This is a genomic window from Psychrobacter sp. KFRI-CH2-11 (genome assembly GCF_038239325.1).
Classification (GTDB): Bacteria; Pseudomonadota; Gammaproteobacteria; order Pseudomonadales; family Moraxellaceae; genus Psychrobacter; species Psychrobacter celer.
In genome coordinates this window covers 1,799,915-1,825,210 of the sequence record NZ_CP151283.1, presented here as the reverse complement: position 1 = coordinate 1,825,210, position 25,296 = coordinate 1,799,915, and the positions used below count along the sequence as shown (strand labels likewise).

Below are 25,296 nucleotides of genomic sequence, written 5' to 3'. Positions count from 1 at the left end.
TGTATTTGGTTATCAAGGGGTTAGCCATACTTGGCGACAACAACTGACGCCTGATATCCACGCTCTAGAAGGACGTGGTTTTACGGCGCTGGATGATAAAAAGAGGCCAAACGCTAAATACGTTTGGCCTCTTTTTTATTATTTGTATAGTGAAGGCTATTTTGTATAGTGAAAACTACTGCTCGAGCTGTGCCATGACGTCAGCGGAGAAGCTCACATTACTATAGACTTCTTGGACGTCGTCGATGTCTTCGAGCATGTCGATCATTTTCATGACCTTTTCGGCATCTTCGACGTTATCTATCTCAGCGGTGGTAGAGGGTGACATGGTCACTTCTGCATTGTCAGAGACCAAACCTGCGGCATTGAGCGCGTCTTTGACTTGACCAAAGCTTTCCCACTCGGTAATGACCATCAAGCTCTCGCCATCATTTTCGATATCTAAGGCACCAGCATCCAGCGCCGCCATCATGACCTCGTCCTCTAAGCTTGTATCATTAAAGGTAATCTCGCCGCGCTTGGTAAACAGATAAGCCACTGAGCCTGAGGTACCAAGATTGCCATCGTATTTGGTAAAAGCATGACGGACTTCGCTGACGGTTCGATTGAGGTTGTCGGTCATGGTCTCGACCAATACCGCCACGCCGCCGACGCCATAGCCTTCGTAGCTGACTTCTTCCATGTTTTCGTTATCGCCGCCGCCTGTGCCGCGATCGACAGCGCGATTGATGGTATCGCGGGTCATGTTCACCGATAGACCCTTTTCGATAGCGGCACGTAAGCGAGGGTTTTTATCAGGATCAGGGTCACCTTGTTTGGCGGCTGAGACGATCTCACGAATCACTTTGGTGAATACCTTGCCTCTTACCGCATCCTGACGAGCTTTACGGTGTTTGATGTTTGCCCATTTTGAATGGCCTGCCATATGACATCCTTAAGTTTTGCGTGTTATTGGTTGAGCGAAAAAACGGTGAATAACAACCATTTATTACTACATCATCTGTTTTTATTATATGATTGGTCTGTCTATTCAAGGTAGTAGAACTACTGGCACATGAACGATTTGTATGTCGTTGATAGTGCTTTTTTGTTACACTGTGGCAACTTATAGATTGTATTGATTGCTATAAGTGAGCAATATTATAAACCAGTTTTGTGTCGTTTGACCAACTTGCCCTTATCCTGCGCATTTTAATTCATTGGCAGCCTGTCGCCTTTGGGTTGATAGCGCTACTGACTCTATGATGTTACTGACTCTATGAAGCAACCAACCGCTGAAGCCATTACCCATTTGCGTAACCGCATTCATATTATTATCGAAGGGACTGATACCCGTTTGGGTAAGCTGTTTGATATTGTGTTGTTGATTGCGATTTTGGCGAGTGTGGCGGTGGTCATGCTCGACAGTGTGCTCTATATGCGCTTGCAGTATGGCATATTGTTTTTGTACGCAGAGTGGTTTTTTACCATTTTGTTCACCATTGAGTATGCGCTGAGATTGTTTTCAGCGCCCAATCGTTTGCGCTATGCTTTTAGTTTTTTTGGTATTGTCGATTTATTGTCGGTGTTGCCAAGCTATTTAAGCTTGATGTTTGTCGGCGTCCAGTATCTGCTGGTGATACGTGTGTTGCGTATCTTACGTGTGTTTCGTGTCCTCAAGCTCAAGGCCTATATGCAGCAAGCGGGGTTTTTGGCATCAGCGCTGCGCACCAGCCAACAAAAAATCACTGTGTTTTTCTTATCTTTGGTGCTGTTGGTGACGATTTTCGGCTCGATCATATATGTGGTCGAGGGGCCGGAGAATGGTTTTACCAGTATTCCGCTGTCCATCTATTGGGCGGTTGTCACCATGACCACGGTCGGCTATGGTGATATGTCGCCCAAAACGCCGCTGGGTCAAGCCATTGCGACCATGGTCATGATTACAGGTTACTCTATTATTGCTGTGCCGACAGGGATTTTTACCTCGGAGCTGGCGCGTAATATGCGCCCGCAGCTCAACCCTGTGACCTGTCCAAACTGTGGTAAGTTTGGACATGCAGTCGGTGCCGACTTTTGTGATCGCTGCGGGCATGCACTGCACATTTAGGGCGGGGAGGAAGTCAAAGCTATATAAATCAAAGCTTTATATAGTCATTGACGAGCGGTGATAAGTCGATAATCACGCCTAGGTTGACCAAGTTCCAATATTGGCCAGATACCGTTCGGTCCAGCATCATGGTCATCGCAGACGGCTGAAATTGGCCAAAATACTTTAAGGAAGTACGCATCTGCGTGATGACTTCATGATGTACTTGACTGTTGCCAAAATCAAAAGCGCCTTCATGATAAGGTGAAATGGATAAAGGTTTTAGTCCGATAGATAGCCACTTTTCATAAAATTCACCTGGAATGTGTTTGTCATCATCGCGGCGGATATCTAGAGCGATTAAGTCTTGTTCAAGGGCTGTGACATCAGCTTTGATGGCATGCTGGGCAAAGCGCTTAAACAGCTGCACCTCACTGTCACTATAGCTACGAATGCCGCCAAAATCATAGGCGATGACGCTGCCATCTTCCCGAAAGGCGAAGTTGCCAGGGTGTGGGTCGCAGTGCATACGGTATAATTCAAACAGCTGGCCTGCGGTAAAATGAAACAAACGCTTGGCGATTTTTTGCTTGATATCATTATCCCATGTTGCCGCGACACTGAGCGTCTCGCCCATCTCTTCTGTCAGGGTCAATATCCGCTTGGTCGAGTGGCTGCTGATGACCTTGGGAATAATAATACCCGTATCTTCTGCATGAAACGCCCCAAACACGCGCAGATTGTGCGCTTCTTTAATATAGTCTAGCTCATCGTGTAGGCTTTGGCGTATTTCATGAAACAGCTGCTCTTGCAATTGTTTGCTCATATTGAGTACGCCGGCGATTTTAAGCGCCATACGCACTTGTTTGAGGTCACTGTCGCAGTTTTCATCAACATTGGGGTATTGAACCTTGACGACGACTCTCTGGCCTGATTTCAAGGTTGCTTTATGGACTTGTCCGATGGAAGCGGCAGCAAACGGTGTCTCTTCGAATTCACTAAATAATTCTGCTACTGGTGCTTTTAGCTCGCGCTCAATCTGGGCGCGTATCTGAGTATATGGCATCGGCGGCGCGTCTTTTTGGAGTTTTTCTAGCGCCGCTGCTACCTCAGGTGGAAACACGTCTTTATATTGCGAGGCGATTTGTCCCACTTTCATCACCGCACCTTTCATCTCACCCAAGGTCTCAGCGATTTGGATACCCACATCTTGCATCAGCTCTGAGCGGGCTTGCAGGCGCTTTTCTTCATCGCTTGATAGGTGTTTAAATGAGTTTTTAGCGGCTTTACCGGCGATGCTTGCTGTCATGCCAGCAAGTTTCATAAAGCGTTTTCCGGAGGTTTTTGCCATTCATATCACCTTGTAGTGGGTTGTGTGCTCATCTGTTATTTTATTATTTTAATCAAGTGATTGCTGTTTGACTAGTGTGCCAAAAGTAACCTTGTATGACGACTTTTTTAGCGAGCGCGTAAAACGCAGGCGTCTTTTAGTCATGGGCTGACCAAATAGGTATGGGTCAACCAGTAGTCAAGTGCCATCTGATACCCTTGCTGTCCCAAACCGCAGATCACACCCGCCGCGATATCGCTTAAGTAAGAATGCTGGCGAAAAGGTTCGCGCGCATGAATATTGGATAAATGTACCTCGATAAAAGGCTTTTGAGTGGCCAATAGTGCATCACGTAGGGCGACGGAGGTATGGGTGAAGGCGGCAGGGTTGATGATGATCGCATCAACTTGCGCCGCTGGATCGGCAAGCAGTCCGTAGTGCTGGATATCGTCCACGAGTTGGCCTTCGTGGTTGGATTGGATGCATATCAGTTCAACGCCATGCTCGGCGGCGCGAGCGATCAAACGTTCTTCAATCTCTGCCAGTGTGGTGTGCCCGTATATTTCAGGCTCACGTTTGCCGAGTAAGTTTAGATTGACGCCGTTGACCAGCAATAATTTATAAGAAAGCGCGCTTGGGCGATTGGCCTCAAAAGAGTGAGTGGCGGCTACAGAAGAGGTGGTGGACATAGTGGTCTCTTTAGTTATTAAATCGGTTAATCATACCAGCTTAGGTCGCGGACGATAAAAAAATTACGGCAAAAATCTCTCTTATTAGCAAAAAGCAAGTTAAAAGTCTTTATGTTGCTAAAAACCCGTGCTATGATATTTTTTATGCAACAATTCTTGCAAGTTTGTTGCTATTACCGTTTGTTACTATCGATGGGACAAGCCTACTCAAAGGCTGAGCTTAAAGATAGTGGTTAGAACAGTACTCTTAAGTTTTTGATTTCACAATCTTAGACCCCGTTTATATGCAATGTTGCAAAGGAAGTTGGGGCTAAGCGGACTTTTTTAGGAAGTAATATTATGTCAGCTCGTGAGCAAGGTATCGTTAAGTGGTTTAATGACTCAAAAGGCTTTGGTTTCATTCAACGTGACAGCGGAGAAGATATTTTTGTCCATTTCCGTGCGATTCAAGGTGATGGCTATCGTTCTTTAAAAGATGGCGAAAAGGTTGAGTTCAGTGTGGTAGAAGGTGAAAAAGGCCTTCAGGCTGAAGAAGTCAGAAAAATGGAAGAGTAATCTATCCAGTCATTACGGCGGTTTCGCTATAATGTCTGTACAAACTACTGATATACTACTGAGTCAAGCCCGTCTGGTCTTACCTATGCTAAAAAATCGGCATGGGTAAGATACGATATCGGGCTTGGCTTTTTTTGTGCTTACGCGATGCGCTGTGTATGGGCTGTTAAATATACGGTCTTATGAAGATAGCGAGTGAGTCATTCATCAGCGATTAGCATCTGATTAGTTATAATAAGTTATTTATCTAAAAGGATATTTTTTTTGAGTAATTTTAAGAAATTTACGGATTTACCGTTATCAAATCCGACCCTACGTGCCGTCAGTGATTTGGGTTTTACCGAGCTGACACCCATTCAAGCAAAGATATTGCCGCATACTTTGGCCAATCAAGACGCGATCGGCCAAGCCCAAACAGGGACAGGGAAGACAGCCACGTTTTTATTGACCATTATGGAGGCGCTGTTAAAGCGGCCTTTTACTAGTGACGAAGAGCGTTATTTGGGAGAGCCGCGTGCGGTAGTGATGGCACCGACGCGCGAGCTTGCTCAGCAGATATTTGATGACTGTATTGCCTTGACCAAATATACTTCACTGCATAGCGTCTGTATCATGGGCGGCACCAATTACGAAACCCAGCAGCATGAGCTTGAGCGTCAGTACGTGGATATTTTGGTAGCGACGCCAGGGCGTCTGATTGATCTTGCCAATAAAGGCATGGTGTTTTTGGATCGCGTTGAGGTATTGGTGCTCGATGAAGCAGACCGTATGCTGGATATGGGATTTATCCCCGACATCAAGCGGTTGGTCGGGCGCATGCCTGCCAATACTGATCGTCAGAGTCTTCTTTTTTCCGCGACCTTCAACCAAGATGTGATGAACTTAGCGTATCGCTGGCTGCATGAGCCGCAGTTTGTTGAGATCGAGCCTGAGCACAAAACCAGTGAGCTGGTCGATCAGCACTTTTATCTATTGACAGAAGATCAAAAGCTGACGGCCTTGCAGCGCATTATTAGTGATAGCGATGTCGAAAAAGTTATCGTATTTGCCAATCGCAAAGACCAAGTCAAACGCCTCTATCATAAGCTGCGCCAATCTCATAAAGTCGTTATGCTATCGGGCGATGTGATTCAGCAAAAACGCGAGAAGTATTTGCAGCGTTTTAAAGACGGTCATGCTGCTATTTTGGTCGCCACAGACGTCGCAGGTCGCGGGATTCATGTCGATGATATCAGCCACGTGGTCAACTATACCTTGCCTGATCAACCAGATGATTATGTACACCGTATTGGCCGTACTGGCCGTGCTGGGCAGACAGGCATTAGTATTAGCTTTGTCAGCGAAGATGATGCGTTCAATATCCCAGCATTAGAAAAGCATCTGGATACAAAATTTGCGTTAGAGCAGTGGCAGGAGTAGGGCGATATTTGTCGTCTAGGCTCGGGCATGTCCTTATTTCTAACTCATTTAGATGGCTATCGATTGAATTGAGGACACGCCCTCATACAAAAGCCCTTAATCTCAGTGGTGAGGTTAAGGGCTTTTAGCTAAAGTGTCTTAGTAAAATACGATAATGTCGAAATCAAGACCAGCCTTAGCTGTTGATACTTTTAAATGTATGATGTCTACGAAGACGGCTCATGGTGTGCATGATGACTCATGGCGTCATCACTCATATCATGCATACTATGGTCGACTGTGCTATCCATCGCTGGCGTCATATCATGATCCATCTGGCTCATATCATGATGACCTGTGCTGTCTGCATCAGACATCATCGCCGAGTGACTACCATGATCCATTTGCCCATGGCCACCGCCGTGTCCACCGTGCATATTTGCCATGACCATAGGGATAGCAACGACAGCCAAGCCAGACAGCACCATGATTGCGCCATTGAGCTGTCTTAGATGAAAGCGGCCAATTTTTTCACGTAACCAGCCGACTGTCTCATGGGTGGCGACCAGCATCGGCACCGTGCCAAGACCAAAGACAAACATCAACGCTGCACCGCCCAAAGGATTGTGAGCGACCACCGCGATGAGTAGGGCGCCATATACCAAACCGCAAGGCAAAAAGCCCCAAAGTAGACCAGCTGTCAATGCACGTGGAAAGGTATTTAGGGGAAAGACCTTTTGGCGTAGCGGGCTGAGATATTGCCAAAAGCGCATACCAAAGCGCTCAAGCTTATTTAAAAAAGGCGCGCCAAGCATGGTCACACCAACAAAGACCAATACTGAGCCCAATAAAATACGTGGCAAGCTATTGCCTTTCATAAGTGGCTCTAACACCGTCGTACCGATAAATCCTGCCAGCAAACCTAACAGTGCATAACTGCTCAGACGACCAAAATGATAAGTAAAGACAAGAGCGCGGCGCTTGGCTGGGCTAATATCTTTCATCGACAATCCAAAAGCAGTCACCAGTCCGCCGCACATACCCAAGCAATGCGGTGAGCCAAAAAATCCCATTAGTAATGCCGTAACAAGTAACGCTGTGGTCATAGGGTAACTCCTAAAAATAGTAAAAAGTTGGTCTAATGATATGACACGGCTGATCGTCAAATAGCACCATATCAAAGGACTACCAGCCGTGTATGACTAACGCCTTAATTGTTCAAAGTTTATCGCGCTCTTGTGGTTGCACCGATACGCTATCTGAATCATCAGTCTGCTGATGGGTAGTGGCGCGCTCATGAGTCTGCATGGTTTGGCGGCGCTCTTGCCGATCATCTAAAATGATGCGCTGAGAGGCATTGTCTAAATCCTCAAATTGATTGGATTTGACCGCATAACGCACCGCCCAAATGGCAACCACAAACAGCATCAGACTTAATGGAATTAATAAAAATATACTGAGCATGGTAGATCTCTTTTCTAGCAGTTTCTGCTCTTATTATACACTCATTGACCCTACTAATGGCTGGACAGCTGCCAACTAATAAGCAAGTATGGTCGAATCCAAATAAATCAAATACTCGGAGATTGGTTGCTTAGAGCTTGGATACATCGCTATCAAGTCATCCAATGAAAAGTGGTATCGTTTTTATACTGTAAATGGCATGGCCGCGACCATATGAATGCTATTCTTCTTCTATAGTTTGGTTTTCTATGGTTTGTTCTGCTTTGGGCGTTGTCTTGGCCACATTGCCTCTAGGCGTCAGTAGTTGCTGCTCGCTTACATCATTGGCGTGGCGACAATCCATCTGAGGCCTTATCACATCGCGCAAGTAGGCGGCTACTTCATACACTGCACGCCGTGAGTGCGTTAAATTCTGCGCAGGTTTGTGCCAGTCGCGTCTTACTGGCAAAGGGGCTATCAGTGGGGTACTGTTGATACCATTTAGGGCAAACTGCCTGCGCGCACGCGCCATATGATAGCTATCGGTAATCAGATACACGTGATGCAGCGGGATACGCTTGGCGGTAAAGCGCGCGTTTTCGCAGGTGTTCATGCTGGCATTTTCACTGATCAGGCCGTCAATACCATGCTCGATGAGCCATTGACCAAGCCAAGGCGCTTCTGCTCCGCTTAACACAATAGGTAAAGGTAAGTCATGATAGGCCGTTGCAGCCGTGCGGGCGCGATTGAGGCTGTAGCTGTTGAGAATGATTTGATTGTTATGATCATTGGTCAAGCCGCCTCCCAATACCACATAAGCGGTCGGCGGTGAGCTCATGGCAGCTGATGGCATGTTTGGTAGCGGTAATAAGGAGAGGATATAGATGACGGCTTGAGAAAATAAAGGGGTAAATAAGCTAATCAGTATCAAAATGATGGACGTGGTGCCCAATAAAAAAGTGATATTAATAATACGAAGCAGCTTTAGCAAACGCTCAGCCATGCGCAGATAATGCCGCCATAAGCGTATCGACCATGATGGTTTAGGCCGCATGCTCATCGTACCCAATCGAGCCATCAGCGTTTATCCATACTGGCTCACGTGATAAACGTATGGCAAATTTTTCGTATACCACTTGGGCAATATGGTGCTGCGCGGTGGCCACATCATTTTGCGTCGCCTGATAAGGCTGGTGGTTGGTCAATACAAGGGCCTGCTGCTGATGCGTCATGATGGGTGCAATGCCGCCGCCTTTGAGTCCTGCTTGATCGATTAACCAGCCAGCCGCAACTTTTATCATCGCATCTGGCATGGGGTAGCCGACAATGTCAGGATAGGTGGTTTGCAGCGCTGCAAACTGCGCTTGAGGAATAATAGGGTTTTGGAAAAAACTGCCACAGTTGGGTAGCTGTTTTGGGTCGGGCAGTTTTTGCTGGCGAATATCGATGATCGCTTGCATCACATGCGCTGGGGTGAGGTGCTGATACCCTTGCGCATCGGCATAACGCTGCGCTACTGTCTGTACATCGCCATAGCTGGCCTTTACTTGGGTTTCATGAAGATGCAAGCGAAAGGCCACCCGGCTGATGAGCCAAGTATTGGGCGTGCGCTTAAAGATACTATCGCGATAGCTAAATTGACACTGTGCCGCTGACAGATGCTGCCATGTTTGAGTAGGCAGATGATAGGCGCGGACATATAACAAATGGTCTTCGAGCTGTACGCCATAAGCACCAATGTTTTGTACAGGAGCCGCCCCTGTTAGACCAGGAATCAAGGCTAGGTTTTCAAGACCGTACCAGCCCTGATGGACGGTATAAGTCACCAGGTCATGCCAGTTCTCGCCTGCCATGACCTCGATATCGATATAACTGTCTGTCTGCGCGCCCACGTTGATACCGCGCATCAAGGGCTGCAATACAGTGGCATCTAGCTTGGTAGGCAGTAACACGTTACTGCCACCTGAGAGGATTAAGAGAGGGCGCTCTTTAATGGCTGCTGTCTTATCTACCATCAACGCGTCAATCTGCGCTTCGTCATGCAAGGTGATGACTGTATCAGCCCTACAGGCTAAGGCCATGGTGTTATGATGAGACAAATCGACGGCATGACGCAGGAGGGCATCTGCTGGCGAGTGAGTCTGAGTCGCTAATTGAGCATCTCGCTCGAGACGTGAAACTAAGGTCATAACGTAGCCTATATGGCAGATAAAGAACAAATAATACTGGGTTTATTTAGTACGGGGGTATTATAAAGGATACCACTCATAAAAGTAGCAAAAATATGGACCTTATCGCTAGCATGTTTTCCAGCTTTCAATCCAAGCTTGTGCACTCGATTCAATGCGTTTTATGACTTCCTCAAAGTCCTCAGCATCGCCATGATAAGGATCAGGCACATCATCACCGCCATAAGTGGGATCTTCTTCACTAAACAAAGCCAGTTTTGATAAGGTCTCTTCAGGCTCATCTATCCCGTCCTTTATCGCTTGCAAATCCGCTAGATTTTGAGTGTCCATAGCCAAAATTAAGTCAAAACTCCGAAAATCATCGGCAGTCACTTGCCGAGCCACTAATTTACTAATGTTATAGCCGTGAGATTTGGCATGGCGCTGCGAGCGTTCATCTGGCGCATGACCGATATGCCAGTCGCCCGTGCCTGCTGAGTCTACCTTTAGGGACAGGCCAGCAATCGCTGCTTGCTGCCGAAAAATCTCTTCGGCCGTGGGCGATCGACAGATATTTCCCAAGCAAACCAATAACACAGAAGATGGGGTACAGGCTTTTATCAGCATACTATGACCTTTTATAACAAAAAAAACATGCCATTAAGACCAGCATAGGGGATGCGGCTTATTAGCATGTTAGTGATTAAATAGTCCCTAGCCTAACGGTTAATACATGAAATGGCAAGGGCGAAGAACACGGTGGCATCTGTGACATTCACAGCACGTTTACCAAGAATACCTAAAGTAGGTAGTCCTTGATGTTTCGGGTTTCGATCATGAGTGTTGTTTGTTTTTAAAGCGCTGCAAATCACGACGCTCTTTTTTGTTGGGTTTATTATCAGGACGGGCAAGGTTGGCAAGCTTACGCTGCTCGGCATAGTATGCTCGGCGTTTTTCGCTCTCCTCGGTCTCTGAATATAGCATCTGTGCCGTCGAGGCGTTGCCGCGCTGAGCACTTAGCGCCTCGACGATGACGGTTTTTTCGGTCATGGCAGTGGCGGAGCCTTGACGAATCTGCAACTCGTCACCGACAGCAATCTCTTTACTGGTCTTTACACGGCTGCCAGCATAATGCACACGTCCGCTCTCAATCGCTTCTTTGGCGAGCGTGCGTGTACGATAAAACCGTGCCGCCCACAGCCATTTATCGATACGCATGCGTGCCATATCTGACTGGCTATGACTCGGTTGATTATGGTTTTTATTGTGTTTGCTCATCAAAACCTCATAGATATCAATAAACTATGATCATAAATGGTGCTTTTTTTATAAATTAAAAGAGCAACTTAGTCTGAGGATGCAATCGATACCGCCCTAATTGGTCAATCTAATAAAGGATACCATCAGCAGATCATAGCACAGTACAGGATAAAAAACGGCTCGTCTTAATAAAGACAAGCCGTTGAGAGTTATACTGTGCCATAAAGTATTGGTCGTCTAAGCTATGTAAACTAAGCTATGTAAACAATGGTGATTGACACATCCTGCTTACTTTAAAAACAACTGATAGGCGATATTATCATTAATCATAGTGCACTCGTAGCCGATATCTAGCAGGGCGTCTTGCAGTTGACGTGAGTTGCTCATCGAGGCTTGTAGGCCAACCAACACGCGACCCTCAGCGGCGCCATGATTGCGATAATGAAATAAGGTGATATTAAAATCATCGCCAAGTTTTTCTAAGAAAGTCAGCAACGCGCCAGGACGCTCTGGAAAGACCACTTTTAGTAGCTGCTCGTTTTCGACATGAGCATGACCACCGATAAGATGGCGGATGTGTGATTTGGCGATGTCGTCGTCGGTCAAATCGTGAGCGGTATAGCCATCATCTGCCAGCTGTTTGCTGATGGTGTGTCGCTCTTTTTCGCCTTCTTTTAGGGCGATACCGACGAAGATTGAGGCAGGCTCCATCGAGTCTGGTGATTTTTGGCTATCGGCGCGGTAGTTGAACTCAGTAATATTACGTCCGTGCAAGCTGCGGCAGAAGTTTAAAAAAGCGCCCGTTTGCTCAGGAATGGTCACACCAAAGATGGCTTCTTTTTTCTCACCGATTTCGGTGCGCTCAGCGATATAACGCAGGCGGTCAAAGTTCATGTTGGCGCCGCAGATGATGCCGACGCAGTTTTTACCTTGCAAGTCGTGCGCTTTGATATATTTTTTCATACCAGCGACCGACAGAGCACCGGCTGGCTCAACGATACTGCGGTTTTCTTCAAAGACATCTTTGACTGCTGCGCAGACTTCATCGTTAGTACAAGTCACCACTTCTGGCTCGACAATAGGCCCGGAGCCATCGCTTTTTTGCGTGCGCACCACCTCAAAAGGTAGCTCGCCAATTTGCGCCACCGCTACGCCATCGACAAACAGACCAACTTGCTCAAGCTTAACGCGCTCATTGGCTTCTAAAGCAGCTTTGAGTGATGCCGATTGTTCCGCTTCTACAGCGATGACTTTGACATGCGGCGCAACTTCGCCTAAAAATGCGGCAACCCCTGAGACTAAGCCGCCGCCGCCAACCGCCACAAACACATAATCCATGTTGCGCCACTGCTGAGTCAGCTCAAGCCCTATGGTGCCTTGACCAGCAATCACCAGCTCATCATCATAAGGCGGGATAAAGGTCAGACCCTCAGCCTCGGCGCGATTGATCGCGTAGCGGTTGGCCTCGTCGAAGCTGTCACCATGTAAGTCGACATTGCCCCCAAGTGCTCTCACCGCATTGACTTTAATGTCTGGCGTAGTGGTGGGCATGACAATGATGTTATTAAGATTAAGTGTTTTCGCAGAGTAAGCAACCCCTTGCGCATGGTTGCCTGCTGATGCACAAATCACGCCGCGCGCTTTTTGCTCATCGGACAGCTGGCTAATGCGATTATAAGCGCCGCGCAATTTAAAGGATTTGACAGGCTGCAGGTCTTCGCGCTTAAAGCGAATATCATTAGCAAAACGTTGGGTCAGCTTGGGAGCTGCTTCTAGTGGCGTTTGAATAGCAACGTCATAGACGGTGGCTTGCAAGATGGCTCGTACCCAGTGTGATAGCATAATGACCCCTAAAAATTGTCGATAAAAAGTATAGATAACAATAAAAACGAAATAGATTAGCCTATGCTGATTTTACCTATCTTGCAAGACACAATTGCAGTTTTGTGGTGATTTCATACTGAGCTGGGCAGGAGTGAGTGTTTGGCGGTTAAAAGGTAGTCAGCTTGTTTGGGTATCTGATAGAACAGGGCGGTAATCTGACTGGGTATAAACGAAACTTATTGCATTATTCTGATATGTCTGTATTATTGGACATATGGAAATAACTAACGCTATCGCAAGCTTTGCCGCACTGTCTCAAGACACGCGTCTAAAAGCCTTTAAACTACTGGTCAGTCAAGAGCCTGACGGCCTACCTGCAGGTGAAATAGCCCGTCAGCTACGTGTGCCGCATAACACCATGTCTGCGCATCTATCAGTGCTGGCACGAGCAGGGTGGGTGGTGTCAAAAAGACAAAGTCGGCAAATTATCTATCGCGCGTCGTTGTCGCATATGGAGGCGGTCGTGCAGTTTTTGTTGCAGGACTGCTGCGCAGGGCATCCAGAGCTGTGTGCTTCGCTCATAGATAGCTTAAGCGGCTGTGAGGCTGCCAAATCTGATAAAAAAGACAGTCTGTAAAGCACACCCTAATAACTAGATTCAAAAAATAGGTGAAATCGCTATGAAACCCTTGATTTTTTACAACCCCAACTGCGGTACTTCTCGCAATACGCTTGCCATCATAAAGGCATCAGGTGAGCAGCCAGAAGTGGTGGAGTATCTAAAAAACCCGCCGACTCGTGACGAGTTGGTTGACCTATTGGCAAAGATGAATATCTTGCCTAGAGAATTATTACGTAGCAAAGAAGCTATCAATGATGAGCTGGGCTTAGACAATCCTGAGTTGTTTGATGACCATATTATCGATGCGATGATCGCGCACCCTATCTTAATCAACCGTCCTATCGTGGTCACGGATAAGGGCGCAGCGTTATGCCGACCTTCAGAGCGGGTGTTTGAATTGTTAGAAAATCCAGTGAGCAGCTTTACTAAAGAAGACGGCGAGACGATTTATCATGACAATAGCCAATAATAATCAGCCTCACACAGAGGGGTCGTTAAAGTTAGATGACCTGCCTAATATTGATGCCAGTCAATTACAACCGATAGATATTGAGTCATTGATTGCACCAAATGACCCACGTCATCCACCTAAGATACTCGTCCTATACGGGTCATTACGTGAGCGCTCATTTTCTAGATTAGCGGCTGAGGAGGCAAGTCGGCTGTTGCGTTGGTATGGCTGCGAGGTGCGGATGTTTAATCCGTCGGGGTTGCCGCTGCCTGATGACGCTGACAGCAATCACCCAAAGGTGCAAGAGCTGCGCGAGCTGGCGCAGTGGTCAGAGGGCATGCTGTGGGTGAGTCCAGAGCGTCACGGCAGCATCACCAGCATTATGAAAGCACAAATCGATTGGATACCGCTTGCACTGGGCGGCGTACGCCCCACTCAAGGCAAAACCTTGGCAATAATGCAAGTAAGCGGTGGCAGTCAAAGCTTTAATACCGTCAATCAGCTGCGTATTCTGGGGCGCTGGATGCGCATGATTACGATCCCGAATCAATCGTCTATCCCTAAAGCCTTTTTAGAGTTTAATGATGACAATCGCATGGATATGTCACCTTTATATCTACGCCTCGTGGATGTCTGTGAGGAGTTGGTGAAGTTTACGTGGCTCACTCGTGGACGCTCGGCCTATCTGACTGATAGATACTCTGAACGGGTGGAAAGTGCTGAGGAAGTGTCACAACGTGTCAATCAAAAGTCGCTGTAATATCTCCTAGTTATAATCAACACGCTGTAAATAAGGTTGTACCATGCTCGCATTCATTATCTTTATCGTGACCTTGGTTTTGGTGATATGGCAGCCTAAAGGTTTGGGCATTGGTTGGAGCGCGCTGGGCGGAGCCTTGGTCGCCTTGGCTTTTGGTGTGGTGCAATTGTCCGATGTCGCTGTGGTGTGGGATATCGTTTGGGATGCGACCTTTACCTTTGTAGCGCTTATCATCATCTCGCTTATCTTAGATAGGGCAGGGTTTTTTGGTTGGGCGGCGCTTCATGTGGCCAGACTGGGCAACGGGCAAGGGCGTTTGTTGTTTCCTATGATTGTGATACTAGGCGCGTTTATCTCCGCGTTTTTTGCCAATGATGGCGCAGCATTACTTTTGACACCGATTGTCATCGCCGTCTTGCTACGGCTTAAGTTTTCGCCGCCATCGGCATTGGCCTTTATCATCGCCACGGGCTTTATCGCTGATACCGCAAGTTTGCCGTTAGTGACTTCTAATCTGGTCAATATCGTCAGTGCCAATTATTTTGATATCGGCTTTGGGCGTTATGCGGCGGTCATGGTGCCAGTCAATATTGTCTCTGTCATCGCGACATTAGCAGTGCTGTGGGTAGTCTATGCGCGCCAAATTCCAACACAATATTCCATTGCCAATCTTAGCGCACCTGCATCCGCTATCGAAGATCCGCTGGTGTTTAAAGCCGCCTTTCCGCTACTTGCTTTGTTATTGGTTGCGTATTTTGCCACCGAGCCATTAGGTGTGCCCATTTCCCTCGTCACGGGAGCAGCGGCATTGGTATTAATGGCTATTGCAGGCCGCTGGTGGCAGGGCGGGCGAGATGCGGTTGTTTCGGTGTCTGACGTCGTACGTAAAGCGCCTTGGCAAATCGTCTTGTTTTCGGTCGGTATGTATTTGGTGGTGTATGGCTTGGGTAACGCAGGACTGACGGCTTATGGTGCTCAGATACTCAATTGGCTAGGGCAGCAAGGCAATATCATCGCGACAGTAGGCACGGGATTTCTTTCAGCGATTGTAGCCTCTATTATGAATAATATGCCATCTACCTTGGTAGGTGCACTAGCTATCGATAGCGCGCAAGTACCCGCAGCGACTCGTGAACTGATGATTTATGCCAATGTGATTGGCAATGATCTGGGGCCGAAGTTTACGCCCATTGGCAGTCTTGCGACCTTGTTATGGCTGCATGTATTGGCAGAAAAGGACTATAAAATCAGCTGGGGGCAGTATATGAAAATCGGCCTGCTTATTACGCCGCCAGTATTATTAGCAACGCTACTAGCTTTGGTGTTTTGGTTACCTCATGTCTCTGGGGTTTAAAAGGCATTTATATGGGTTATCAATTCCGGGTGGAAGACCTCATTATTAGAATTGGTTTTACGCTGACATATCTAACAAGCATCAGTTATAATATGCGCGCCTTTTAACTTTTTAACGTTTAAGACGATACGTTTGTTCTGCCAAGGATTTATGATGAGTGATCAGCAAGCACAAAAGCAAGCCGCAGCCCAAGCTGCTCTAAGTTATATCGAAGATGACATGATACTCGGCGTAGGGACAGGTAGTACGGTAAACTGCCTGATTGAGCTATTGCCGCAGGTCAAGCTTGCTGGCGCCGTTGCCAGCTCACAGGTGACAGAAGACAAATTGCGTGCTTTGGGTATCGAGATTGTCGATCTAAACTTTGCCGGCCAGCTTGATGTCTATATCGATGGTGCTGATGAAGTTAATGCCCATCTGCAACTCATCAAAGGCGGCGGCGGCGCGCTGACGCGTGAAAAAATCGTCGCTGCAGCGTCCAATAAATTCGTCTGTATGGTTGATGAGAGTAAGAGTGTCGATATTCTAGGTCGCGCATTCCCAGTCCCAATCGAAGTCTTGCCGCAAGCGCGCTCCTATGTGGCGCGTCAGCTAGCACAAATGGGCGGTGAGCCAGTCTACCGTGAGGACTTTGTCACTGATTATGGCAATGTCATTCTCGATACTTATGACCTAGATGTCAGCAATCCTATAGCGCTTGAAAAAGAGCTAAATAATATCGTGGGTGTGGTCTGTAATGGTATCTTTGCCGCCAATCAAGCCGATGTTTTACTAAAAGCCAGTGGTAATGGGGTTGAAACGATAACGCGTTAATAAGCGTCATTATTTATCGTTAAACTTTTGAAGCTTGAAACTTAAAACTAAGAAAAGGCAGACTACTATAAGTAATCTGCCTTTTTGCTATCTGTTTTAAAAAAGATTTGCTTTTAAACAAATTGATTATCCATCAGTTAAACCGATAGTTTAATCTTATCTTTGAGCAAAAACTCCATCAAGGCCTTTTGCGCATGTAAGCGGTTTTCGGCTTCGTCCCAGACCACGGAGCGCGGATCATCGAGCATGTCGTGAGAGATTTCTTCGCCGCGGTGCGCAGGCAAGCAGTGCATAAAGACAACATCTGGATCAGCTTTATCTAGTAGCGATGGCGTCACTTGATAGGGTGCAAAGCGGCGCGCGCGTGTATTTTGCTCAGACTCTTGACCCATACTGGCCCAGACGTCGGTGACGATAAGGTGCGAGTCTTTTGCCGCATCTTGCACATCTTCGACTAGGCTGACGCAATGCGAGAAACGCTCCATCAGCTTAGGATCAGGCTCAAAGCCGTAAGGCGCGGCCACGCGTAGCTCAAAGCCGAACTGACTCGCCGCTTGCATAAAGGAGGCGCACATATTGTTGCCATCACCGACCCAAGTGACGGTTTTGTTCTCAATACTGCCGCGATGCTCATAGAAGGTTTGCATATCAGCGAGGAGCTGACAGGGGTGAAAGTCGTCCGTCAAAGCGTTGATAATCGGTACACTAGAGTATTTAGCAAAGGTTTCGACTTTTTCGTGACCAAAGGTGCGAATCATGATGATATCGACCATGCTCGAGATGACGCGGGCTGAGTCCTCTAAAGGCTCGCCGCGACCAAGCTGCGTATCATTTGGTGATAAAAAAATCGCACTGCCGCCAAATTGTCCCATACCGGTCTCAAACGAGATACGCGTACGGGTAGAGGACTTCTCAAATATCATGCCAAGCGTCCGGCCCACAAAAGGCTGATAAATCTCACCTGCGTGTTGCATTTTACGCAGCTCGCTGGCTCGTTTGATTAAGGTTTCTAGTTCTTGTTTGCTTAAATCAGATAAAGTCAAAAAATGGCGCAAGCTCATAGCAGTCCTAGCAGTCGATCACGGTCAATTATAATGGTGGGCTATCAGCCGGTGTTGGTAGTTGTGCCTCAGCACACTGACCGCGGAGATAACAAACTTTTAGTATAACGCAATTAGGCCCAATGTAAACGGCCAATTTTCTCAAGTCAGCACCCTTTTATACGGCTGCGGTATTACTTGCTATAGATGCCCGATGCCATCTGTGCGCGTAGACTGGCTAATGACATAAAACCCTTTACCAGTCAGGATGCCAAACCTGTCAGTGATTCAAGTTTAGGTATTTAGTGAGCGGCTATACGGGCTGGGCGCGTGCTCAGGCGACATAATAGCTCATAGCTGATAGTTCCAGCGTGACTTGCGACTTCATCGACGTGCGGCGCCTCACCCCATAAGATGACTTTGCTGTTTAAGGCAGTGTCTGCTGGCATCGCGCTGGCATCGATAACGATCATGTCCATGGCCACGCGTCCAAGTATGGCACAGCGATAGCGCTGCTGATCTGCGGCATTGATGACGGTCACATAGGCGTCACTGCTGATAACGCGAGGGTAGCCGTCACCGTAGCCGATACTGACGAGGGCGGTTTTGGTATCGTGCGGTGCTGACCATAAGCTGCCATAGCCGATGGCATCATTGGCGCTGACTGTCTGCAAGGCGATGATTTGGGCGCAAAGCTCCATTGCAGGCTGCAAGTCTAACGTAGCTGCACTTTGGTCGACGACCGGTGAGCTACCATATAAAATAATACCAGGGCGTACCCAGTCATGATGATGCTCTGCAAAATTGACGATACCTGCTGAGTTACACAACGAGCCTTTTACTTCATCGCTGACGGTTTCTTTTAAGGTTTGCAGCATGTCGTTAAAGCGCTGAATTTGTAGCGCATTTAGCGGGTGGCTGCTGTCATCGGCATTGGCAAAATGAGTGGTCAAAATCAGCTGATAGCCGCCTGCATGTAGCCGCGCCGCCGCATCGATAACGCCTTTGGCATCAAACCCTAAGCGATTCATACCGGTATTATATTTTAGCCAAACCACGCGCGTGGCACTGCTGGCAGGCGGGATGTTGTCTAGCGCCCACATCAGCTGCGGCTCATGGTGAATCACGCAGCTGATATCTTGGGCAATGGCGGTCTGCCATTCATCAGCGGTAAAGGCGCCTTCAATGAGCCCAATGGTTTTATGCCAGCCCAATTGCCGCGCCTCTAGAGCCTCTGCCAAAGTAGCCACACCGATGCCGTCGGCTTGCTGCAGGGCGGGCAGTACCGCCGCCACGCCATGACCATAGGCATTGGACTTGACCATGGCGAGTACTTTAGCATTTGGGGCCAGTTTTTTTACTTGGTATAAGTTATGAGTGAGGGCTTTTGGTTTGATAGTAATGGTACGCATAATGGGCTTCTTTATTGGCAACGTGATTTGATAAATCAACTTGTTTTATGAGCAAATACATCGATTGACTTCCTCCCCTCCCTAAAGTGAGGGGATTCCTACTAAAGACGGCCAAGCCCGACCGCGAGAATGTTTTTTGCTCCATTAACATCACGTTGATGGGTCGTTTTACAAGAACGACAAAACCACTCTCTTATACCAAGCCCTGATCTACCTTTCGGACTGTCTTGGCGGGAGCCGCAACACGAGCAGGTTTGAGTGCTGTACGCCTCATTGACTTCAATATACTGGCAACCTGCGTTCGCGCATTTATAATCCAGTTGCCGTTTTATTTCAAACCAACCAGCATCATAGACGGATTTGGCCAGTTTGGATGAAGTGAATGATGTTGATTTGATTTTACCAACAACGATTAGGCTGTTAGCTTTAACAAGCTTTGATGTGAATTTATGGATTAAGTCTTGACGGGTGTTTTTAATCTTGGCGTGAATCGCCTTAACCCGCTTTTTGTTTTTAGCTCTTTGGGCAATGGCCAGTTTTTCAGCATATTGATGGGTTAGCTTAGTGGTTAGAACATCGCCATTACTACTGACCGCTGAATCCTTACAGCCTAAATCAATACCAACTTGACCAGTACCACACTTAATCTTTGGAAACTCTTTGACGGTGATACAGGCATACCATCTGCCTAGTGCATCTTGTACCAACTCACAGGTGTTGATGCTGTACAGGGCTAGGTTATAGCTGTCCCATAGATCTATAGTAAGTTTTTTGCCTTTAGCGAGGCTTAGCTGAATGGTGGATTTGAGGCTTTTCTTACCAGACTGACGGGTTGAAAGGTGTTTTATGGCTGTCTTTTTAAAAGGAATCCAGCCCAAACTTCTTCTCTTGGCCTTTGGGTTGTTGGTACGCCAGTTTAGTTTGGCTTTTTTAAACTGTTTACGGCTTTTAGCATGGGTTTCAGAGATGGCTTGTAGGGTTTGGCTGTGCAAGTTTAAATACTCGCCACTGCCTTTGGTATAAGCGGCCAAGTCATAGGCTGAAAAGAATTGACCTGTACGCTTAAGATGTTTAAAACTAAGCTCATTGACGTAATTCCAGACAAAATTAACCGACCCAGCCAAGATATTGAGCTGAGTGGCGTGTTTGTCTTTGATGCGTAGTTTGAGCGTTTTCATGGAGTAATTATGATCTCAATGCAGTTGGCTATCAAGGGGTTCGCCATACTGGGCGACAACGACTGACGCCTGATAAAAAGGGGATGAAGCAATAAAGCCAATGCGATATCAATGGCGCTGATACCGCACTGGCTAGGGTTCGTGATGATTTGTTTGGGTTTTATTCAATGCTCAATCGTGAGCGTTTGGGGTTATTCATCGTTTTCAAAACTGACACCTTGATAGTACTCAGGCGTTAGGTTGATAAAGCGGGTAAACTGGCCTTCAAAGCCCAAACGTACGGTACCAATGGGCCCGTTACGCTGTTTACCAATGATGATTTCGGCCACGCCTTTGAGGTCTGAGTTTTCATTATAAACCTCATCGCGATAGATGAACATAATCAAATCGGCATCCTGCTCAATTGCCCCTGATTCGCGCAAATCCGACATAATAGGGCGTTTGTTTGGGCGGTTTTCTAGACTACGGTTAAGCTGTGATAAGGCGATGACCGGACACTGAAGCTCACGTGCGAGCGCCTTTAGACTACGAGAGATCTCAGAGATTTCACCCACACGGTTACCATCGAGGCTAGGAACTTTCATCAGCTGTAGATAATCGACCACGATAGCGCCTAGCTTGCCATCATGGTTTTTGGCTATGCGCCGGCAGCGTGAGCGCATCTCGGATGGCGGTAGCGCCGTGCTGTCATCGATGTACAGATGCTTGGATTGTAGATGCTGAATGGCATTCATCATTTTCGCCCATTCGTCTTCGTTCATCTGGCCTGAGCGCAGGTGCGTTTGGTTGATCGCCCCCCAAGAGGATAGCAGACGCATGACGATAGACTCAGCGGGCATCTCCATAGAAAACACCACCACTGGCAGGTCTTCATTAAACAATACACCTTCTGCTAAGTTCATGGCAAAGGTGGTTTTACCCATAGATGGACGGGCGGCGACGATGATTAAGTCGCCAGATTGCAAGCCTTGCGTTTTATTGTTCAACTCTGCAAAGGGTGTTTGTAAGCCAATCATGCCATCGGGGTTGGATTTTAGCTCTTGAATTTGGTCGATGACATTGGTCAGCACCGAGGTAATACCGACAGGCCCACGCTGCTCGGCGCGTTTATTATGCTGCTCATTAATGCTAAATATCTTACTCTCGACATTGTCTAAAATATCACTGACCGTTTGGTCTTTTGGATTATATGCCAGTGCCAGCATATCGTTACCAGTGGTAATCAGCTGGCGTAAGGTGGAGAGCTCACGCACGCGCTGCGCATAGGCGGTGAGGTTAAACAAGGTCGCTGGGCTTTGACTCAAAATATCTGCCAAATAGCTGTCGCCGCCTGCACTTTTTAGGAGTTTTTGTGCTTCTAGCCAGTCATGGACCATCACAGTGTCATAAGGCTCGCCAACGGCAGCTAAATGGGCAATCGCATCAAAAATGTATTGATGCCGACCCGCATAAAAGTCGTCTTTGGTGACGATATCGGCAATCTTGTCGTACGCCTCTTCAATACTCATCAAAGAGGCCAGTAGCGCCTTTTCGATATCGATATTATGCGGCGGTGTTTGATTGAGTAAGTCGTCGGATTTGTCGTTGTCTGCCATGAGTGCCTAATGTGTCAAGAGTCGGTATAAATATGCTATAAAAAAGGTATAGATGGGTATGTGGTAAGGTTTTTATTTTAGTAATGATGCAGCAAAACGACGCAACAAAACAAAGGCGACGCACGGTTATGCTAGAGGTACCAAACGTGGTCTCAATGCTTGCTAGTAAATGCTACAATGAAAGGCGAAAGTTTAACACATTCTGCCCTTTTTTCGGACGTTATAAATAATTATCTGTAAAAACACCGTCTTTGATGAGCGAGAATGTTTAAGATTAGACTTAACGAGGAAATCTGATTTTTCTAATAAAAAATATAATTAAATCAAAGAGTTAATGTAAATATAGGATGGTTTTAACTATGCAAAAAAAATTACCGCTATTAATCACCACCGGTGAACCTGCTGGTATCGGTATGGATATTGTCTTGCTACTGGCCGATACAGGTAAGCTACAAGACTTTGCGCGTCCTATATGGGTCACTGCCGATCATACCGCGCTGCAAAAGCGTGCTGATATGTTGCTCGCAGCGGGCGTACTACGAAGCTGTCCGCGCTGGCAAACTGTCGATTTAGACATAGCAGCTGATAATTTTTTAGAGCAGATGCCACAGAAAACGCATATGAATACTCATGATGACCATGCGTTTATTTTGTTAAATACGCCTTGTGCTCAATCCGTCGTTTGTGGACAAATTAATACGTGCAATTCGGCCATGGTCGCCCAGCAGTTAGAGATTGCTCATCAATTGGCCACCTACAAAGCCATCGCGGCCATTATCACCGGACCACTGCAAAAGTCTGCGCTAATAGATGCCGATATCAAACTGCCTGATGGCACTATGTTCAGCGGTCATACTGAGTTTTTTATGCAGCAAAGTGGCTGCGATAAAGTGGTGATGATGCTCGCCAATCAAGCCATGAAAGTAGCGCTTGTCACCACGCATTTGGCCTTAAAGGATATCCCTGCTGCCATCACCGCTAATAATGTACGGCAAACGGTACAAATCGTCATCGATGATATGCAAGAAAAATTTGGTCTGATGCAGCCACGTATATTGGTCTGCGGTCTAAACCCACATGCAGGTGAGGGCGGACATTTGGGAGTGGAGGAGATGGAGATTATCAATCCCGTATTGCAGGAGTTTATCAATGCAGGTGTCGATATCTCTGAGGCGATGCCAGCTGATACGCTGTTTACCACTAGACATCTAAAAGAGTGTGATGCGGTTATCGCTATGTATCATGATCAAGGTTTGCCAGTACTTAAGTCGCATGGCTTTGGCGATACGGTAAATCTCACCTTAGGACTGCCTTATATTCGCACCTCTGTCGATCATGGCACCGCGCTTGACCTAGCAGGGCAAGGCGGCGCAAGTGCGACGAGTTTATACCAAGCCATTGTAATGGCAAATGAGATGGCAGACAGATCCATTGTTAGTGGAACTATTGTATAAGTTGCTGTCTTATCTAGATTTGTTAGGCATTATGGGATAAGTCTAATGTCAGCTATGTCTATTTATAAGTTATCAAGCATGACCTGGTATAATGGAACCACTTATAACAGACTATTTTAGGTGCTTATGTTTATCAGAGCGTATTTACGAGCGTCAACCAAAGAGCAAGACGCTAAGCGTGCCAAAAGCGAACTCATAGCATTTGCCAACGATCATGGCCACAAAATTGCTGCCTTCTATGTCGAAAACGAATCAGGAGCTATTTTAGTGCGACCAAAGCTTATGCAGCTGATTGAAGATGCTCATAAGGGCGATGTTATCTTAGTTGAGCAGATTGATCGCTTGGCACGTTTGAATCAAGCTGATTGGGATACGCTCAAAAGAATGCTATCAGAAAAAAAGCTCTCTATCGTGTCAAAAGAGCTGCCGACCTCATATATGGCGCTTCAATCTGAAAGCAGTACAGAATTTATGAGCAGTGTATTGCAGGCCATTAACTCGATGATGCTGGATATGCTCGCAGCCATTGCTCGAAAAGACTATGAGGATCGCCGTAACCGTCAGATGCAAGGGATTGCTCGTGCTAAGGCAGAAGGTAAGTATTCAGGACGTAGGAAAGATACGGAAAAGCGTAAGATTATTGCCAGTCTACTCAAATCAGGTCATAGCTATTCTGAGATACAAGCTATGACCAAGTGCTCACGGCATCTGATCGCTGATGTGGTCAAGCAAAGACCGGAACTTATCATTGCTCATTAAGTGGTTCCACTACAGCAGTCTACTATGAGTAGTCTATTAATGGATTAATGAGCCTTTTTAGATGGTGCCACTGGGGTATACCATACTTACTAAGCCTTAATGAAGCTTGTAAATATGCTAAAAATTAGCTAGATCAGCATCTTTTTGGCGTTAACCACTCAAAAAAAGAGTCAGTATGATGGTAGAAAAATAGAGAGCCTTGAAGGCTCTCTGAAATAACACAGCTCGCTCGTAGACATCATTACAACGGTAGGATCACTATTTTATTTCGCATTCTCTAACAAACGAAATACGGGTAATCGCCACTTTGCTCTAATTGCTACCATACGGATTAAGTAACCAGTAACTAAACTAATAATGACGCTGACATTACCACTAATAGCAAAATGCTGAAGTATCAAATATAAACAAGCAATGACTAAAGAAACTGAAGCGTATAACTCATGATGTAAAACCAATGGGGTTTGGCGACATATTAAATCACGCAGCAATCCGCCAAAGACGCCTGTTGCAATGGCCGCAACTATACAAACACCGTAATGGAGTCCCATGTTAAGCCCTACTTGACAACCAATGATACTAAAGGCCGCCAGCCCTAAAGCATCCAAACGTATGAAAATGCCATTAAATTTAACAACCCATTTAGCCAACCAAGTCGTTATAAGGCCGGCCACACAGACAATTAATAAATATTTAGGATGTTCTACCCAAGTTAAAGGGTAGTTACCAAGTAGGATATCTCTTACACTACTACCACCTATCGCTGTTACACTCGCGATAAGCATAACCCCAAACCAATCCATATTCTGTCGTCCCGCGCTTAGTGCCCCCGTCATTGCCTCTGCTGTAATACCAATAATGTAAACTATACTCAAAAGCATGGAATACTCACCTTAAATCTATCTGATAGTGTAAATAAAGGGGGATTGTAGAGATAAAGCTGGTGTATTACGAATGATAATTTGAATCGTTTTGAAAACATCGAGTATCAATCTATTCTAGTAACAGGAAAACAAAAAAATGCAACGTTATTGTCATTATTTGGTTTCAGTATCAGAGTCGGGCAGGAATGTACGAATAATAAAGCGATAGATATCACAACATAATGTCCAGAAAAACCAAA

Annotated in this window: 25 protein-coding genes; 10 read left to right on the top strand and 15 right to left on the bottom strand. The window is 46.6% G+C overall.

Annotated elements, in window-relative coordinates; translation table 11 throughout:
- Nucleotides 1-175 precede the first annotated feature (175 nt).
- On the bottom strand, nt 176-925 hold the full coding sequence (locus AADH33_RS07530) for a YebC/PmpR family DNA-binding transcriptional regulator (RefSeq protein WP_075100940.1): 750 nt from the start codon (nt 923-925) through the stop codon (nt 176-178).
- Between the two features lie 333 nt (nt 926-1,258).
- Between AADH33_RS07530 and AADH33_RS07525 the strand changes: the two genes are divergently transcribed.
- The gene (locus AADH33_RS07525) at nt 1,259-2,089 is read left to right on the top strand and encodes an ion transporter (protein ID WP_075100939.1); all 831 of its coding nucleotides are present in this window, start codon (nt 1,259-1,261) and stop codon (nt 2,087-2,089) included.
- A 28-nt stretch (nt 2,090-2,117) separates the two neighbouring features.
- On the opposite strand, the gene AADH33_RS07520 is transcribed toward AADH33_RS07525, so the two are convergent.
- Nucleotides 2,118-3,419, bottom strand: a complete 1,302-nt coding sequence (locus AADH33_RS07520; protein WP_348548473.1) for an ABC1 kinase family protein — start codon at nt 3,417-3,419, stop codon at nt 2,118-2,120.
- A gap of 140 nt (nt 3,420-3,559) precedes the next feature.
- Complete coding sequence (aroQ, locus tag AADH33_RS07515; protein WP_348548472.1) at nt 3,560-4,087, bottom strand: type II 3-dehydroquinate dehydratase; 528 nt, start codon at nt 4,085-4,087, stop codon at nt 3,560-3,562.
- A 339-nt stretch (nt 4,088-4,426) separates the two neighbouring features.
- Between aroQ and AADH33_RS07510 the strand changes: the two genes are divergently transcribed.
- Together AADH33_RS07510 and AADH33_RS07505 are read left to right on the top strand one after the other, a co-directional pair.
- Nucleotides 4,427-4,642: a cold-shock protein gene (locus AADH33_RS07510; protein WP_075100936.1), complete on the top strand. Its 216-nt coding sequence runs from the start codon at nt 4,427-4,429 to the stop codon at nt 4,640-4,642.
- A gap of 264 nt (nt 4,643-4,906) precedes the next feature.
- Nucleotides 4,907-6,061: a DEAD/DEAH box helicase gene (locus AADH33_RS07505; protein WP_207969262.1), complete on the top strand. Its 1,155-nt coding sequence runs from the start codon at nt 4,907-4,909 to the stop codon at nt 6,059-6,061.
- 206 nt (nt 6,062-6,267) lie between these two features.
- Here the strand turns inward: AADH33_RS07505 and AADH33_RS07500 are convergent, their stop codons facing one another.
- The 7 genes from AADH33_RS07500 to ilvA form a co-directional block, all read right to left on the bottom strand.
- Nucleotides 6,268-7,146, bottom strand: a complete 879-nt coding sequence (locus tag AADH33_RS07500; protein ID WP_348548471.1) for a sulfite exporter TauE/SafE family protein — start codon at nt 7,144-7,146, stop codon at nt 6,268-6,270.
- 112 nt (nt 7,147-7,258) lie between these two features.
- The gene (gene ccoS / locus AADH33_RS07495; protein ID WP_075100933.1) at nt 7,259-7,504 is read right to left on the bottom strand and encodes a cbb3-type cytochrome oxidase assembly protein CcoS; all 246 of its coding nucleotides are present in this window, start codon (nt 7,502-7,504) and stop codon (nt 7,259-7,261) included.
- A 220-nt stretch (nt 7,505-7,724) separates the two neighbouring features.
- Complete coding sequence (locus AADH33_RS07490) at nt 7,725-8,537, bottom strand: YdcF family protein (RefSeq protein WP_348548470.1); 813 nt, start codon at nt 8,535-8,537, stop codon at nt 7,725-7,727.
- Nucleotides 8,527-9,672, bottom strand: a complete 1,146-nt coding sequence (gene murB, locus AADH33_RS07485; RefSeq protein ID WP_348548469.1) for a UDP-N-acetylmuramate dehydrogenase — start codon at nt 9,670-9,672, stop codon at nt 8,527-8,529. The genes AADH33_RS07490 and murB overlap by 11 nt, the downstream gene beginning before the upstream one ends.
- Before the next feature lie 108 nt (nt 9,673-9,780).
- Entirely contained in the window at nt 9,781-10,278 is a 498-nt protein-coding gene (locus tag AADH33_RS07480; RefSeq protein WP_348548468.1) for a low molecular weight protein-tyrosine-phosphatase, read from the bottom strand.
- A 207-nt stretch (nt 10,279-10,485) separates the two neighbouring features.
- Nucleotides 10,486-10,929 carry an RNA-binding S4 domain-containing protein gene (locus AADH33_RS07475; protein WP_348548467.1) on the bottom strand — a complete coding sequence of 148 codons (444 nt, stop codon included), beginning with the start codon at nt 10,927-10,929 and terminating at the stop codon, nt 10,486-10,488.
- Nucleotides 10,930-11,199: 270 nt separating this feature from the next.
- Nucleotides 11,200-12,753: a threonine ammonia-lyase, biosynthetic gene (gene ilvA / locus AADH33_RS07470; RefSeq protein ID WP_288995925.1), complete on the bottom strand. Its 1,554-nt coding sequence runs from the start codon at nt 12,751-12,753 to the stop codon at nt 11,200-11,202.
- Between the two features lie 256 nt (nt 12,754-13,009).
- On the opposite strand from ilvA, the gene AADH33_RS07465 reads away from it, so the two are divergent.
- From AADH33_RS07465 to rpiA, 5 genes are all read left to right on the top strand, one after another.
- Nucleotides 13,010-13,372, top strand: a complete 363-nt coding sequence (locus AADH33_RS07465) for an ArsR/SmtB family transcription factor (protein ID WP_348548466.1) — start codon at nt 13,010-13,012, stop codon at nt 13,370-13,372.
- A 43-nt stretch (nt 13,373-13,415) separates the two neighbouring features.
- A complete protein-coding gene (arsC, locus tag AADH33_RS07460) occupies nt 13,416-13,826 on the top strand; it encodes an arsenate reductase (glutaredoxin) (RefSeq protein WP_348548465.1) in 411 nt (136 codons plus the stop codon).
- Complete coding sequence (gene arsH / locus AADH33_RS07455; RefSeq protein ID WP_348548464.1) at nt 13,810-14,568, top strand: arsenical resistance protein ArsH; 759 nt, start codon at nt 13,810-13,812, stop codon at nt 14,566-14,568. The genes arsC and arsH overlap by 17 nt, the downstream gene beginning before the upstream one ends.
- 43 nt (nt 14,569-14,611) lie before the next feature.
- Nucleotides 14,612-15,922 carry an arsenic transporter gene (locus AADH33_RS07450; protein WP_348548463.1) on the top strand — a complete coding sequence of 437 codons (1,311 nt, stop codon included), beginning with the start codon at nt 14,612-14,614 and terminating at the stop codon, nt 15,920-15,922.
- Nucleotides 15,923-16,075: 153 nt separating this feature from the next.
- Nucleotides 16,076-16,735 (top strand): ribose-5-phosphate isomerase RpiA, encoded by a 660-nt coding sequence (rpiA, locus tag AADH33_RS07445; protein WP_348549969.1) that lies wholly within the window; start codon nt 16,076-16,078, stop codon nt 16,733-16,735.
- A gap of 137 nt (nt 16,736-16,872) precedes the next feature.
- On the opposite strand, the gene argF is transcribed toward rpiA, so the two are convergent.
- From argF to dnaB, 4 genes are all read right to left on the bottom strand, one after another.
- A complete protein-coding gene (gene argF, locus AADH33_RS07440) occupies nt 16,873-17,796 on the bottom strand; it encodes an ornithine carbamoyltransferase (protein ID WP_025646602.1) in 924 nt (307 codons plus the stop codon).
- A gap of 281 nt (nt 17,797-18,077) precedes the next feature.
- Entirely contained in the window at nt 18,078-19,187 is a 1,110-nt protein-coding gene (gene alr, locus AADH33_RS07435; RefSeq protein ID WP_348548462.1) for an alanine racemase, read from the bottom strand.
- A gap of 101 nt (nt 19,188-19,288) precedes the next feature.
- A complete protein-coding gene (locus AADH33_RS07430; RefSeq protein WP_348548461.1) occupies nt 19,289-20,365 on the bottom strand; it encodes an RNA-guided endonuclease InsQ/TnpB family protein in 1,077 nt (358 codons plus the stop codon).
- A gap of 191 nt (nt 20,366-20,556) precedes the next feature.
- Nucleotides 20,557-21,960 carry a replicative DNA helicase gene (gene dnaB, locus AADH33_RS07425; RefSeq protein WP_201587114.1) on the bottom strand — a complete coding sequence of 468 codons (1,404 nt, stop codon included), beginning with the start codon at nt 21,958-21,960 and terminating at the stop codon, nt 20,557-20,559.
- Nucleotides 21,961-22,319: 359 nt separating this feature from the next.
- Between dnaB and pdxA the strand changes: the two genes are divergently transcribed.
- Both pdxA and AADH33_RS07415 read left to right on the top strand, forming a co-directional pair.
- A complete protein-coding gene (gene pdxA, locus AADH33_RS07420) occupies nt 22,320-23,414 on the top strand; it encodes a 4-hydroxythreonine-4-phosphate dehydrogenase PdxA (RefSeq protein ID WP_348548460.1) in 1,095 nt (364 codons plus the stop codon).
- A 126-nt stretch (nt 23,415-23,540) separates the two neighbouring features.
- A complete protein-coding gene (locus AADH33_RS07415; protein ID WP_348548459.1) occupies nt 23,541-24,173 on the top strand; it encodes a recombinase family protein in 633 nt (210 codons plus the stop codon).
- A gap of 263 nt (nt 24,174-24,436) precedes the next feature.
- On the opposite strand, the gene AADH33_RS07410 is transcribed toward AADH33_RS07415, so the two are convergent.
- Complete coding sequence (locus tag AADH33_RS07410; RefSeq protein WP_348548458.1) at nt 24,437-25,054, bottom strand: trimeric intracellular cation channel family protein; 618 nt, start codon at nt 25,052-25,054, stop codon at nt 24,437-24,439.
- Between the last annotated feature and the right edge of the window lie 242 nt (nt 25,055-25,296).